Origin of the sequence: Pseudarthrobacter equi (genome assembly GCF_900105535.1) — a bacterium.
In the GTDB taxonomy this organism is placed as follows: Bacteria; Actinomycetota; Actinomycetes; order Actinomycetales; family Micrococcaceae; genus Arthrobacter; species Arthrobacter equi.
In genome coordinates this window covers 4,228,019-4,242,011 of record NZ_LT629779.1, presented here as the reverse complement: position 1 = coordinate 4,242,011, position 13,993 = coordinate 4,228,019, and the positions used below count along the sequence as shown (strand labels likewise).

Genomic DNA, 13,993 nt, shown 5'->3' with positions numbered 1-13,993 from the left:
AACCGGCAGCGGTGCGGGGTCACCTGCGAAGGAGCCACCGCTGTGAAAATCGCCAGAATCCTCGCCGCCGTTGCCGCGACTGCAGCGCTGATGGGCCCGCTGTCCGCACAGGCCGCGCCCGCGCCGGGCGGTGACACGGCAAGCCCCGACATTGCGGGCGGCAGCACCACCACCATTTCCGCAGCCCCTTATGCAGCGCAGATCTCCTTCGATGCCACCGGCACCAACGTGGGATGCACCGGCAGCCAAATCTCGGCCAGCTGGGTGATCACGGCGAAGCACTGCAATTCCGCCTCCCTGCAGTCCGTCCGGCTGGGGACCACTTATCTGGAGGCCGGCGGCACCGTGAAGACCGTGGCCGCCCGCTACGCCTCCAGCACCGGCGATGTCCTGCTGCTGAAACTGTCCACCCCGCACTACGGCTCCTACGTGGGACTCTCCGGCTCGTTCCCCGCCATCGGGGCTCCGGCGAAGGTGTACGGCTGGGGAGACCAGACCGAAGGCGCGGGCACCATGTCCTACAACCTCAAGACGGCCGACGTCACCGTGGCCGGCCAGGGCACGGACACCTACGGCGGACCCTCCGTCCGGACGCAGTCCCAAAGCGGGCACACCCTGGGCGGCGACTCCGGCGGCCCGCTCATTGTCAACGGCAAGCTGGCAGGTGTCCTGTCGACGTCGAGCATCCTGCCCAGCCCCAACCCGTCCAGCTTCACCAGGTACTACAACGATCATGCATCCGTGTCCCGCAACCTCAGCTGGATCACCAGCGTCTCAGGGGTGGGCGCCTCCTGAGTTCCGGTCTTCGCGAATTCCGCCCGTCCCGGTAAGGGGCGGGCGGTGCCGGTTCCCGGGGGTTCCGTGGGGCCGGCCGGCCGGCGGGTGGCTTGTTGGGGGAGCCGCCCGCCGGTTTTTGCGCGTCCCGCCGCGAAACCGGCCCCGGCGGGGACTCTGCAGTGAAGCGCCGAAGGTTCGCTCTGGGAAAACAGGGCCAAAGGACTGCGTTTTTCAAAGTTGAGCGTAGTACACTCAACCTTAAGAAAAACCCGCCCCTGAAAGGAGCCCTCTTTGGACGTCAAATTCACCACCAAGAGCCAGGAGGCTCTTTCGGCTGCCGCCATGAACGCCTCAACGGCCGGCAACCCGCAGGTGGAGCCCGCCCACATCCTCAAGGCGCTGATGGACCAGCGCGAGGGTGTGGCGGTGGCACTGCTGAAAGCCACCGGTGCCGAACCGGATGCCGTTAGTGTCCAGGCCAGCAGCGCCATCAAGTCCCTTCCCTCGGCTTCGGGCGGATCTTCCCAGCAGGCCCAGCTTTCGCGCCCGGCGCTGCAGGCCATCCAGAATGCCAAGACCGAGGCCGAAAACCTCGGCGACACCTTCGTGTCCACCGAAGTCCTCCTGCTGGGCCTCTCTGCCGGAAGTGACGCCGTCGGGCGCCTCCTCCGCGAAGCCGGAGCCTCTCACGAAGCCCTGGTGGCCGCCCTGTCCGGCGTCCGCGGCGACCGGAAAGTCACCAGCCAGGACCCGGAGAACACCTTCCAGTCGCTGGAAAAGTTCGGCACTGACCTCACGGCCATGGCCCGCTCCGGCAAGCTGGACCCGGTGATCGGACGCGACACCGAAATCCGCCGCATCGTCCAGGTGCTGAGCCGCCGCACCAAGAACAACCCGGTGATCATCGGCGAGCCAGGCGTGGGCAAGACCGCCGTGGTGGAGGGACTCGCCCAGCGCATCGTGGCGGGCGACGTCCCTGAAAGCCTGCGCGGCAAGACCCTGATTGCCCTGGACCTGGCCTCCATGGTGGCCGGCGCCAAGTACCGCGGCGAATTCGAGGAACGGCTCAAGGCCGTGCTCGAGGAGATCAAGAACTCCGAAGGCCAGATCGTCACCTTCATCGACGAGATCCACACCGTGGTGGGCGCCGGCGCTACCGGCGACTCCTCCATGGACGCCGGCAACATGCTCAAGCCCATGCTGGCCCGCGGGGAGCTGCGGCTGATCGGTGCTACCACCCTGGATGAATACCGCGAAAACATCGAAAAGGACCCGGCCCTGGAGCGCCGCTTCCAGCAGGTCTACGTGGGGGAACCCAGCGTCGAGGACACCATCGGCATCCTCCGCGGCCTGAAGGAGCGCTACGAGGCGCACCACAAGGTCACCATCGCGGACTCCGCCCTCGTGGCCGCCGCCACCCTGTCCAACCGCTACATCTCCGGGCGGCAGCTTCCGGACAAGGCCATCGACCTCGTGGACGAGGCCGCGTCCCGGCTGCGCATGGAGATCGATTCCGCCCCGGAAGAGATCGACCAGCTCCAGCGCCTGGTGGACCGGCTCACCATGGAGGAACTGGCCCTTCAGGACGAAAAGGATGCCGCCTCCGTGGAGCGGCTCGCCGCGCTGCGGGCTGACAAGGCTGACCGCGAGGAGGAACTCAACGGTCTCAAGGCCCGCTGGGAAGCCGAGAAGGCCGGCCTCAACCGGGTGGGTGACCTGAAGGCCAAGCTCGATGAACTGCGCGGCGCGTACGAGAAAGCCGCCCGGGAAGGCGACCTGGAAACCGCCTCCCGCGTGCTCTACGGCGAGATCCCCGCGCTGGAACGCGAGCTCACCGCCGCCGCCGAGGCCGAGGCCGCCGTGACGGACAAGTCATCCCAGATGGTGGCCGAACAGGTGACCGCCGATGACATCGCCGAGGTCATCTCCGCCTGGACCGGCATCCCCGCCGGGCGCATGCTGCAGGGCGAAAGCCAGAAGCTGCTGCACATGGAGGAGGAACTGGGCCGGCGGCTGATCGGGCAGGCCAAAGCTGTCACTGCCGTCTCGGACGCCGTCCGCCGTGCGCGTGCCGGCATCAGCGATCCCAACCGGCCCACCGGTTCGTTCCTGTTCCTGGGCCCCACCGGCGTGGGCAAGACCGAGCTGGCCAAGGCCCTGGCGGACTTCCTGTTCGATGACGAGCGTGCCATGGTGCGCATCGACATGTCCGAGTACGGCGAGAAGCACTCCGTGTCACGCCTGGTGGGCGCCCCTCCGGGCTACGTCGGCTACGAGGAGGGCGGCCAGCTCACCGAAGCCGTCCGTCGCCGTCCGTACTCCGTGGTGCTGCTGGACGAGGTGGAGAAGGCGCACCCCGAGGTGTTCGACATCCTGCTTCAGGTGCTCGACGACGGCCGCCTCACCGACGGCCAGGGCCGCACCGTGGACTTTCGCAACGTCATCCTGGTGCTGACGTCCAACCTGGGCAGCCAGTTCCTGGTGGACCAGACCCTCAATGCCGAGGCCAAGCGGAACGCCGTGATGGCCACGGTGAACGCGTCCTTCAAGCCGGAGTTCCTGAACCGGCTGGACGAGGTGGTCCTGTTCGACGCCCTCACGGTGGAGGAACTCGGCCACATCGTTGAACTGCACGTGGACGAGCTGGGCCGCCGGCTGCACGAACGCCGGCTCACCCTGGAGGTTTCGGAAGGGGCCAAAGCCTGGCTGGCTCTGTCCGGCTTCGACCCCGCTTATGGTGCCCGCCCGCTGCGCCGCCTGGTGCAGCGCGAGATCGGCGACCGGCTGGCCAAGGCCATCCTCGCCGGTGACATCAACGACGGCGACACCGTGGTGGTGGACACCGCGGCCGATCCCGGCGAGCTCACTAACGGCAACGTGGACGCCCTTACCGGTGCTCCGTCGTCCGGGTTGTCGGTGCGCCGGAAGGACTAGTTGACCCTCACAGCGTGCTGTCCGGGCGGGTAACCGTCAGGGCAGCACGCTCGCGTTGATGACGTTGCCGTTCGGGGCCGTCACGTAGCAGTCCGCCCTGCGGTCCCCGGCGTCCCAGCTGGTGCTGCTGGGGAAGCTGCGCTGGTAGTTGAGCTGGAAGTTATTGGCGGCAGGACCCAGCTTGGTGGCCTGGCAGATCTCCAGGGCCTTGGCCTTCAGCGTTTCGGCGCCGGGATAGCGCTCATCTGCGGGATAACGGAAGACGCCCACCAGTTGCGCGGAATGGCCCGTGTCGCAGGGCACCGCTGTCGAGGTAAGCGATTCCGGGTCAAAGTCTTTGAAGCAGTCACCCACGGCGTAGTCAGCAGGCTTGACGCCGTCCCTGGGCAGCGGCAGCGGCGTCGCCCGCGGGGTGGGGGTGGTTTCCAGGACGCTGGCCTGGCCGCCCTGGGCCTCGGGGGATGCTGCGCCCGAGTTAAGCCACAGGGCCAGCCACACGAGGCCGCCCACCACGGCAATGAGCACGACGGCGAAGAGCGCCTTCCACAGTGCCTTTGCCTTGGGTGCCTGCTTCGGTGCGGTGGCGCCGGATGGGGTGGAATCGGAGGCTCCGGAGGCCGAGGGGGCGGGTTCGGCATGCTGCGGGGGCCACGTCACGGAGGCCGGGGCTGGGGCGGCTTCTACCCTGGGGATGCCGGCCGTTGGCGGGGAGGCTGGTTTCGGCGGGACGTCCTGGGGGTTCACGGCTGCATCCTCCTGCGTTGTCGTCGCGTCAGTACTGCAAAAACCCGCTATCCGAAGGGTTTTGGCAGCTACCTGAAGCGACTCTACCGAAGAAAAAACCCGCTATCCGAAGGGTTTTGGCAGCTACCTGAAGCGACTCTACCGAAGAAAAAACCCGGAAACCCGCGGGCGGACCGGGGAATGGTAACCCAAACGCCCACGGGAGCGCATCGGGCGGCAAGCAGGGGCCGCAGAAAGCATGTAATCTAGGTGTACGACAAATTGACCAAACATTCCGGGGCCTCACCGATCGCCAAGGTGACCACCTCCGGTCCAAGTACAAAAGGGGGTCACGCCATGGGGCGCGGCCGTCAAAAGGCAAAAGCTACCAAGCAGGCTCGGGACATCAAGTACTACTCCCCGAACACTGACTACACTGCACTTCAGCGCGAGCTGACGGGCCCAGGCAGTCGTGCAACGAGCCATTACGCCAATGAGCCGGTGGAACCGGACTATTCGGCTTATGTGGATAAGTACGCGGATGATTTGGAAGATGACGACGACGAGGTAGACACCCGTCGCATCGGCTAGTCGCCGCCACTGAGCGAATTCTTTTGCAGCACCATTATTGCTGACCTCGGTCACAAGGCCCGTTTGGGCACGCCTCTTCACAGTGCGTGCCCACGGGCCTTTCCGTCGTCGTCATGCCCTTTGCCGCCTCTGCCGCCTCCGGGACTACCGTTCAACTCCACGGCGCACCGACCGGATGCCGCGTGGACGGCGGCCGGGGCTTCCCACAGGCGTCCGTGTAGCGTTGGTCGCATGCCAACTGTGAACACCTACCCCCAGGGTGCCCCGTGCTGGGCTGACATTCAGACGCCGGACATCGACGCCGCCAAGAAGTTCTACGCAGCGGTGTTCGGGTGGCGTTTCGAGGACCACCCAACTCCCGATGGCCGCAGCTACGCGATGGCCTTCCTGGGCAACGACGTGGTGGCCACCATCGCACCGCAAAGCCCCATGCAGGCACCTGGTCCGGCTGCCCAGTGGAACGTCTACCTGGCCGCGGAGGACGCCCGCAGCATAGCCGGCGAAGCAGTGCACGCCGGCGGTGCCGTGCAGTTCGGCCCCGAAGAGGTGGCGGACACCGGCGTCATGGTCTTCCTGGACCCGCCGGGCGGCGGGACCACCGGAGTGTGGCAGGCCGGAACACACCGTGGCTCAGGACGGTACAACGGGCCCGGTGCACTGTCCTGGGCCGAGCTGCTTACCCCGGAGCCCCAGGCCGCCATCGGATTCTTCCAGCACCTGTTCGGGCATGACGTCACGGAGTACCCGCAGGAGGACGGCGGCACGTACAGCACGCTGATGGTGGACGGCACGGAAGTGGCCGGGGTGGCACCGGACGAGGGACCGGCCGGCTGGCAGATCTACTTTGGCGTGGCGGACCTCAGCGCTGCCGTGCAGGCCGTCAGGGACTCGGGCGGCGAGGTCCTGGTGGCACCGGACGACAGCTCCGGCGAGGGGCCGGCCACCATCCGCGACCCGCAGGGCGGTGTCCTGAGCCTGATCGAGGTTGCCGGCTAAGCTACGGCTGGCTTCTTAAACAGCGTGTCCCCGCCGGCAGCGCGCCGGCGGGGACCCGATGAGTGTTGGCTACGCGTAGGCGTTGACCATGCGGACTGCGCCGCCGTCCACGCCCTTGGCGCCCTGGACGTAGTCCGGGCCGGACTTCAGGATGGAATCCGAGTCCGCGGCCACGGTGCCCATCACCCAGGACGGCAGCCCGCGTTCGTTCAAACGCGCGACGGCGGCATCCGCGGCTTCGGGGGAGACGATGGCCACCATGCCCACGCCCAGGTTCAGGGTGCGTTCCAGGTCCGCCAGCGGCACATTGCCGAGTTCGGAAACGAGCTTGAAGATGGCCGGCAGTTCCCAGGTGGCGCGGTCCACGGTGGCTACAAGGCCCTGCGGCAGGACGCGGGCCAGGTTGGCTGCGAGGCCACCACCGGTCACGTGGCTGAAGCCGTGGACCGCTGCAGAACCGGTGACCGGGAAGGTACGGGCCAGGTCCAGGCAGTCGGCAGCGTAGACGCGGGTGGGTTCGAGCAGTTCTTCACCCAGGGTGCGGCCCAGCTCAGAGACCTGGCGGTCCAGAGCCCAGCCGGCGTGGTTGATCACGCGGCGGACCAGCGAGTAGCCGTTGGAGTGCAGGCCGGAGGAGGCCATACCGATCACGACGTCGCCCGTGCGGACGCGGTCCGGTCCGAGGAGGGCATCTGCTTCGACGACGCCGGTGGCAGCACCGGCCACGTCGTATTCATGCTCGCCCAGCAGGCCGGGGTGTTCTGCGGTTTCGCCGCCCACCAGGGCGGTACCGGCCACGGAGCAGGCGGCGGCGATGCCGCGCACAATGCCGGCAATGCGCTCGGGAACCACCTTGCCGCAGGCGATGTAGTCGGTCATGAAGAGCGGCTCGGCGCCTACGACGACGATGTCGTCAACCACCATGCCAACGAGGTCGAAGCCGATGGTGTCGTGGATGTCCATGGCCTGGGCGATGGCAACCTTCGTTCCCACACCGTCCGTGGAGGTGGCCAGCAGCGGCTTCCTGTACGTCAGCAGCTTTGAGACGTCATAGAGGCCGGCGAAGCCGCCCACTCCGCCGATCACCGACGGGTTGTGGGTCGCCTTGATGGCGCCCTTCATGAGCTCGACGGCACGGTCGCCGGCTTCGACATCGACGCCCGCGGAGGCGTACGTGATGCCTGCCTTCTCTGATGCGGAACCGGCGGCAGTGTTTGCGGAAGTCATACGGACTCTTTCTTGTCAGTGCCTGCGGCGGCGTGTACGTCTGGCACCATGTCGGCGTCGGTCAGCAGGTTTTCAAACTCGGAGTCCGGGCCGGGATCGCAACCGGTAGCGCCGGCCTTTTCGGCAGGGTCCTCTACCGAGTCAACGGCGAGGGCTGCGGTTTCGCCCGGCAGGGCGGACGGCGACGGCGCCAGGCCAACAAGGTCGGTGCGTTCCAGGAGGTTCTTGCCCAGTTTGTCGGCACCCGGCAGCGCAATCGGGTACTTGCCGGTGAAGCAAGCGGTGCAGAGGCGTTCCCGGGGCTGGCGGGTGGCGTCGATCATGCCGTCTTCGGAAATGTAGGCCAGCGAATCGGCCCCGATGGCCTGGGAGATTTCCTCGATGGTGGCGCCGTTGGCGATCAGCTCGGCGCGGGACGCGAAGTCGATGCCGTAGAAGCAGGGCCACTGCACGGGCGGGGAGGAAATCTTGACGTGCACGGAGGCGGCGCCGGCTTCCCGCAGCATCCGGACGATGGCCCGCTGGGTGTTGCCGCGGACGATCGAGTCGTCCACCACCACCACGCGCTTGCCGCGGATCACGGACTCAAGGGCGTTGAGCTTGAGCCGGATACCCAGCTGGCGCAGCGTCTGCGAGGGCTGGATGAAGGTGCGGCCCACATAGGAGTTCTTGACGAAGCCGTGTGCGAACGGAATGCCGGATTCTTCGGCGTAACCCACCGCGGCGGGGGTGCCCGACTCCGGGACGGGGATGACGATGTCCGCTTCGTGGGTGTTTTCGCGGGCCAGCTGGCGGCCCATTTCCACGCGGGATTCGTAGACGGAACGGCCGGCAATCGCAGCATCCGGGCGGGCCAGGTACACGTACTCGAAAACGCAGCCGGCCGGAGTGGGCTCAGCGAACTTCTTGGACCGCACGCCTTCTTCGTCAATGGCGATGAATTCGCCGGGCTCGATCTCGCGGATGAAGCTGGCGCCCACGGTGGCCAGTGCGGACTGCTCGGACGCCACTACCCAGCCGCGTTCCAGCCGGCCCAGGACCAGCGGGCGGATGCCGTAGGTGTCGCGGGCTGCGTAGAGGGTGCCTTCGTCCATGAAGACGAAGCAGAAGCCGCCCTTGATCTTGGGCAGCAGTTCGGTGGCGGTTTCCTCAAGGGTCTTGCCGGGCTCGCCTTCAAGGAGGGCCGTGACCAGGGCGGTGTCCGAGGTGTTGCCCTGCTTCATTTCGCCGGTGAGCTGGCCGCCGTTGCGTTCGGTGATCATGGCGTTGAGCTCGGCAGTGTTGGTCAGGTTGCCGTTGTGCGCCAGGGCGACGGTGCCGGTGGAGGTGGCGCCGAGGGTGGGCTGGGCGTTGGCCCAGTGGCTGGCTCCGGTGGTGGAGTAGCGGCAGTGCCCCACCGCCAGGTGCCCGGTGAGGGTGTTCAGGGTTGTCTCGTCAAAGACCTGGGACACCAGCCCCATGTCCTTGTAGACATTGATCCGTTTGCCGTCACTGGTAGCGATACCAGCCGACTCCTGGCCACGGTGCTGCAGTGCGTACAGCCCGTAATAGGTTAGTTTTGCTACTTCTTCACCGGGAGCCCAGACGCCGAAGACGCCACAGGCGTCCTGCGGGCCTTTTTCGCCGGGAAGAAGATCATGGGAAAGTTTTCCATCGCCGCGTGCCACTGATCGATTATCGCACGACATGGGGTAGGACTTTTTCCCGCTCCCCTTTGTGACCCGGCAGCGTCACGCGCCCGGACGCCGGGGCATGCTGCCGGTGGCGGAGGTCACGGCTGCGGGTCGGTGTCCGGTTCTGAGTCCGGAACGGATTCGACGACGACGCGCTGCTGCCTGCGCACGCTCCGGCGGTCCAGGATCAGCGCCAGGACCGCACCGAGGACGGCTCCGGCGGCGCCGAACGTGATCATCAGGAAGCCGAAAACGGCGCCCGGATCGAAGTCCTCGTCCGCGGGCACCCCGAATGCCGCGATTGCAGCTGCTGCGAAGCCCACCAGTGCGCCCAGGACCAGGAACGGTACGAATTTGGGGGCCCGGCGGACAGTTACCTCGCGCCGCTCGGCAGGGGGTTGGTTCGAAGACATGCCATCCAGCCTACTGCCGGAGATTTGGTGCGCGTAATGCGGCCGCGGAGCCGGGAGGCCCGGCGCCGGCGTGCGGCGCGCGGGAAGGGGAGGGCCGGCACTGTCCGCCCAGCGATATGACTGATATATCTATTGACACCAACTGTGGCCGCTGTCATATTCTCTAGTAGCACTATGTGCGCCGTGTTGTGTAATGCGCAATACATGCGGCGCGTGCCGACCAAGTCGCCGGCGGGCAGCCACCCTGCCGTGTCGGCTAGATTGGCAGCTGGTGCCGACTCACCGGATCCGGCCGGATCCAGGAAAGGAACACAGAACCATGGTTCACAAAGTTCAAGCTGTCATTGCCCGTGAGAAGAACGCTCCGGTGTCGCTGGAGACCATCCTGGTGCCGGATCCGGGCCCGGGCGAGGCGTTGGTGGACATCCTGACCTGCGGCGTCTGCCACACCGACCTGCACTACAAGCAGGGCGGTATTGGCGATGACTTCCCCTACCTGCTGGGCCACGAGGCCACCGGCGTGGTCAACGCCGTGGGCGAGGGCGTCACCGAGGTGGCGCCGGGTGACCGTGTGATCCTGAACTGGCGTGCGGTGTGCGGCCAGTGCCGCGCCTGCGCCAAGGGCCAGCCCCAGTACTGCTTCAACACCGCCAACGCCACCCAGAAGATGACCCTTGAGGACGGCACCGAGCTGTCTCCCGCGCTGGGCATCGGGGCGTTCGCTGAAAAGACCCTCGTTGCCGCCGGGCAGTGCACCAAGGTGGATCCCGAGGCTGATGCTGCCGCTGTGGGCCTGCTGGGCTGCGGCGTGATGGCCGGCATTGGCGCCGCCATCAACACCGGTGAGGTCAAGCGCGGCGAATCCGTGGCCGTGATCGGCTGCGGCGGCGTGGGCATCGCGGCGATCGCCGGGGCGAAGCTCGCCGGCGCAACCACGATCATCGCCGTGGACATCGATGACAACAAGATCGACATGGCCAAGAACCTCGGCGCCACCCACGGCGTCAACTCCAAGCAGCAGGACGCCGTGGAGGCCATCCAGGCCCTCACCGGAGGCAACGGCGCGGACGTGGTGATTGACGCCGTCGGCCGTCCTGAAACCTTCAAGCAGGCCTTCTACGCCCGCGACCTCGCCGGCCGCGTGGTCCTGGTGGGCGTTCCGACGCCGGAGATGCAGCTGGAACTGCCGCTGCTGGACGTCTTTGGCCGCGGCGGGTCGCTGAAGTCCTCCTGGTACGGCGACTGCCTGCCGTCCCGGGACTTCCCCATGCTCGTGTCCCACTACAAGCAGGGCAACCTGGACCTGGACGCCTTCGTCTCCGAGCGGATCACCATCGACCAGGTGGAGGAGGCCTTCGGCAAGATGCACGAGGGCAAGGTCCTGCGCTCGGTCGTCGAAATCCAGGCCGGTACCGGAACCGCGGGTGCCTCCGCATGAGCGTCACCATCGAGAACCTGGTCACCTCGGGCACTTTTTCGCTCGACGGCGGCACTTGGGACGTGGACAACAACGTCTGGATCGTGGGCAACGGCACCGAATGCGTGATCATCGATTCCCCGCATGACGCCGCGGCCATCATCAACCAGGTCAAGGGCCGCACGGTCAAGGCCATCATCCTCACGCACGCGCACAACGACCACATCAGCGCTGCCCGCGAGGTGGCCGAAGCCGTGGGTGCACCGATCATCCTGAACCGGGAGGACCTGGTCCTCTGGGAACAGGAATACCCGGACGCCGCCCCGGACCAGTACCACGGGGACGGCGACGAGTTCGAAGTGGGCGGCGCCGTGCTCAAGGCCATCCACACGCCGGGCCACTCGCCGGGATCCACCTGCTTCTACCTGGCGAGCGAAGGCACCGTGTTCACGGGGGACACCCTGTTCAACGGCGGACCGGGTGCCACCGGCCGCTCGTACAGCGACTACCCCACCATCCTCACCTCCATCCGCGAACGGCTGCTGACCCTGCCGGCCGACACGGTGGTGCGCACCGGCCACGGTGACAACACCACCATCGCGGCCGAACAGGAAACCCTGGCCAAGATCGCGGAGTAGGCGCAGTCCAGAAGAGCGCGCAGTGGAGGCGTGCCGGGAAACCCCGGCACGCCTCCCTCAGCAATAGATCAACATATGCCGGTAAGGAAGTTGGAACGATGAAGTTCGGTAAGCAGCCCGCCCCGGTGGCGGACATCAATGAGGACCTGCTTGAGGTCCACAAGCCCAAGACCGAGGCCGCAGGCGTCAAGGCCGTCATGGTGGCGCTGGAGCGCGCGGTGGCACAGGCGGGCGTGACCCGGACGGCGCAGTCCCTTCTGCGGTTGAACCAGCGCGGCGGCTTCGACTGCCCGGGCTGCGCATGGCCGGAATCGGACAAGAAGCGCAAGGCTGCCGAGTTCTGCGAGAACGGCGCCAAGGCCGTGGCCGAGGAGAACACCCTTCGCACCGTGGGCGCCGAGTTCTGGGCCAAGCACTCCATTGCTGAACTGTCGGAGAAGACCGAATACTGGCTGGGAAACCAGGGCCGGCTCAGCGAACCCATGGTGATCCGGGAAGGCGAAACGCACTATTCGCCCATCTCCTGGAATGACGCGTTTGAGCTGATCGGTGAGCACATCCGCGCCACCACGCCGGACCGCTCCGTGTTCTACACCTCGGGCCGCACCGCCAACGAGACTGCTTTCATGTACCAGCTGTTCGCGCGGGCCCTGGGTACCAACAACCTTCCGGACTGCTCCAACATGTGCCACGAGTCCTCCGGCTCCGCGCTGAACCCGACCATCGGCATCGGCAAGGGCACCGTGTCCCTGGACGACATCCACGACTCCGAACTCATCTTCGTGGTGGGCCAGAACCCGGGCACCAACCACCCGCGCATGCTCTCCGCACTCAAGGAGTGCAAGGACAAGGGCGGCAAGGTGGTGGCCGTGAACCCGCTGCCCGAGGCCGGCCTGTTCAACTTCAAGGACCCCCAGACGGTGTCCGGCGTGGTGGGCGGCGGCACGCCGCTGGCCGACGAATACCTGCAGATCAAGGTGGGCGGGGACCTGGCCCTGTTCCAGGCGCTCGGCCACCTGCTGCTGGAGGCCGAGGAGAAGAACCCGGGAACCGTCGTCGACCATTCCTTCATCGCCGCTCAGACGGACGGGTTCGACGCCTACCGCGACGCCCGCCGCACCCTGGACTGGGACGAGACGGAGAAGGCCACCGGCCTGGACCGGGCGCAGATCGAGAAGGTGGCAGGGATGCTGCTGGCCTCCAAGGCCTCCATCTTCTGCTGGGCGCTGGGTGTCACCCAGCAGCCGCACTCCGTGGACACCATCAAGGAAATGGTCAACGTCCTGCTGCTGCAGGGCAACTTCGGCAAGCCCGGCGCGGGCGCGTGCCCCGTCCGCGGGCACTCCAACGTCCAGGGCGACCGGACCATGGGCATCTGGGAAAAGCCCAAGGAATGGCTGCTCGCGGCCCTCGATGCCGAGTTCGGGATTACGTCCCCCCGGCACCACGGCCACGACGCCGTGGAGTCCATGGAGGCCTTCGACCGCGACGAGGTGGACGTCTTCGTTTCGATGGGCGGCAACTTCTCGCTCGCCTGCTCGGACACCGAGGCGCTGGAAGCGGGCATGCAGCGCATCGGCCTGACCGTGCACATCTCCACCAAGCCCAACCGCTCCCACATTGTGCACGGCCGCACGTCCCTGATCCTGCCCACGCTGGGCCGCACGGACAAGGACGACAAACACCCCAAGGGCGCGCAGTTCCTCTCCGTGGAGGACTCCATGTCCGTGGTCCACTCCACCCAGGGCCGCCTCACGCCGGTGTCCGAGCACCTGCTCGCGGAACCCGTGATCGTGGCCCGGATGGCCGAGGCTACCTTCGGCAAGGACCACTCCGTTGACTGGCGCGGCATGGCCGAGGACTACGACGTGATCCGCGACCACATCTCCCGCGTCCTGCCCGGCTTCGAGGACTTCAACGCCCGGGTCCGGACCAGGAACGGCTTCGTGCTGCCCAACCCGCCGCGCGACACCCGCTCCTTCGCCACGGACATCGGCCGCGGCCGGTTCACGGTCAGCCCGCTGGAGTACCTGACGCCGCCAGCCGGCCACCTGGTGCTGCAGACCATCCGCAGCCACGACCAGTACAACACCACGTTCTACGGCCTGGACGACCGCTACCGCGGCGTTTCCGGCGGCCGCCGCGTCATCCTGATCCACCCGGAGGACCTTGCCGAGTCGGGCTTCCAGGACCGGGAACTCGTGGACGTGGTGAGCACGTTCCAGGGAGTCGACCGCCGCGCGGACAAGTTCCGCCTGGTGGCCTACCCCACCGCCAAGGGCTGCGCAGCGGCGTACTTCCCCGAAGCCAACGCCCTGGTCCACAAGGAAAACGTGGCCCGCGAATCCAACACCCCCGGCTTCAAGGCCATGTTCGTCCGCTTCGAACCGCACAAGGATGAGGCGGCCGTGGCCGAAGAGCCCGCGTCGCTGCAGGCTAGCGGCGTCTAGGTTTCACCACACGAACGCCCCCGCTTCCGGAAGGAGGCGGGGGCGTTCTGCTGCTGGCCGGCGTTCTGCTGTTGAGCGGCTTTTCCTTTCTGCCGGCAAACAAAAGGGTGGCTGGGCCTGCAGGTCTCAGGCAGGCCCAACCACCCTGTGGGAG

The 13,993-nt window shown here is 66.9% G+C and carries 11 protein-coding genes; 7 read left to right on the top strand and 4 right to left on the bottom strand.

Translation table 11 applies throughout. The features are described 5' to 3' along the window. Window positions 1-42 precede the first annotated feature (42 nt). Both BLT71_RS19325 and clpB read left to right on the top strand, forming a co-directional pair. Window positions 43-795 (top strand): S1 family peptidase, encoded by a 753-nt coding sequence (locus tag BLT71_RS19325; RefSeq protein WP_091723433.1) that lies wholly within the window; start codon window positions 43-45, stop codon window positions 793-795. A 273-nt stretch (window positions 796-1,068) separates the two neighbouring features. Then, on the top strand, window positions 1,069-3,711 hold the full coding sequence (clpB, locus tag BLT71_RS19320; RefSeq protein ID WP_091723432.1) for an ATP-dependent chaperone ClpB: 2,643 nt from the start codon (window positions 1,069-1,071) through the stop codon (window positions 3,709-3,711). A gap of 36 nt (window positions 3,712-3,747) precedes the next feature. Here the strand turns inward: clpB and BLT71_RS19315 are convergent, their stop codons facing one another. Continuing rightward, the gene (locus BLT71_RS19315) at window positions 3,748-4,455 is read right to left on the bottom strand and encodes a septum formation family protein (protein ID WP_091723430.1); all 708 of its coding nucleotides are present in this window, start codon (window positions 4,453-4,455) and stop codon (window positions 3,748-3,750) included. Between the two features lie 336 nt (window positions 4,456-4,791). Here BLT71_RS19315 and BLT71_RS19310 point away from each other — a divergent pair, with 336 nt between their 5' ends. Then, entirely contained in the window at window positions 4,792-5,025 is a 234-nt protein-coding gene (locus tag BLT71_RS19310) for a DUF3073 domain-containing protein (protein WP_091723429.1), read from the top strand. 231 nt (window positions 5,026-5,256) lie between these two features. Further along, a complete protein-coding gene (locus tag BLT71_RS19305) occupies window positions 5,257-6,021 on the top strand; it encodes a VOC family protein (RefSeq protein WP_091723427.1) in 765 nt (254 codons plus the stop codon). 69 nt (window positions 6,022-6,090) lie between these two features. Here the strand turns inward: BLT71_RS19305 and purM are convergent, their stop codons facing one another. The 3 genes from purM to BLT71_RS19290 all read right to left on the bottom strand — a co-directional run bounded on the left by purM (window position 6,091) and on the right by BLT71_RS19290 (window position 9,334). Continuing rightward, entirely contained in the window at window positions 6,091-7,248 is a 1,158-nt protein-coding gene (purM, locus tag BLT71_RS19300; protein ID WP_091723426.1) for a phosphoribosylformylglycinamidine cyclo-ligase, read from the bottom strand. Next, window positions 7,245-8,915 (bottom strand): amidophosphoribosyltransferase, encoded by a 1,671-nt coding sequence (gene purF / locus BLT71_RS19295; RefSeq protein WP_091723424.1) that lies wholly within the window; start codon window positions 8,913-8,915, stop codon window positions 7,245-7,247. Before purF ends, purM begins: the two co-directional genes overlap by 4 nt. 104 nt (window positions 8,916-9,019) lie before the next feature. Continuing rightward, a complete protein-coding gene (locus BLT71_RS19290) occupies window positions 9,020-9,334 on the bottom strand; it encodes a hypothetical protein (protein ID WP_091723422.1) in 315 nt (104 codons plus the stop codon). 319 nt (window positions 9,335-9,653) lie between these two features. On the opposite strand from BLT71_RS19290, the gene BLT71_RS19285 reads away from it, so the two are divergent. The 3 genes from BLT71_RS19285 (at window position 9,654) to BLT71_RS19275 (ending at window position 13,839) form a co-directional block, all read left to right on the top strand. Beyond that, complete coding sequence (locus BLT71_RS19285; RefSeq protein WP_091723421.1) at window positions 9,654-10,772, top strand: S-(hydroxymethyl)mycothiol dehydrogenase; 1,119 nt, start codon at window positions 9,654-9,656, stop codon at window positions 10,770-10,772. Further along, entirely contained in the window at window positions 10,769-11,389 is a 621-nt protein-coding gene (locus BLT71_RS19280) for an MBL fold metallo-hydrolase (RefSeq protein WP_091723420.1), read from the top strand. The genes BLT71_RS19285 and BLT71_RS19280 overlap by 4 nt, the downstream gene beginning before the upstream one ends. Window positions 11,390-11,487: 98 nt before the next feature. Next, window positions 11,488-13,839, top strand: a complete 2,352-nt coding sequence (locus BLT71_RS19275; protein ID WP_091723418.1) for an FdhF/YdeP family oxidoreductase — start codon at window positions 11,488-11,490, stop codon at window positions 13,837-13,839. Window positions 13,840-13,993 lie beyond the last annotated feature (154 nt).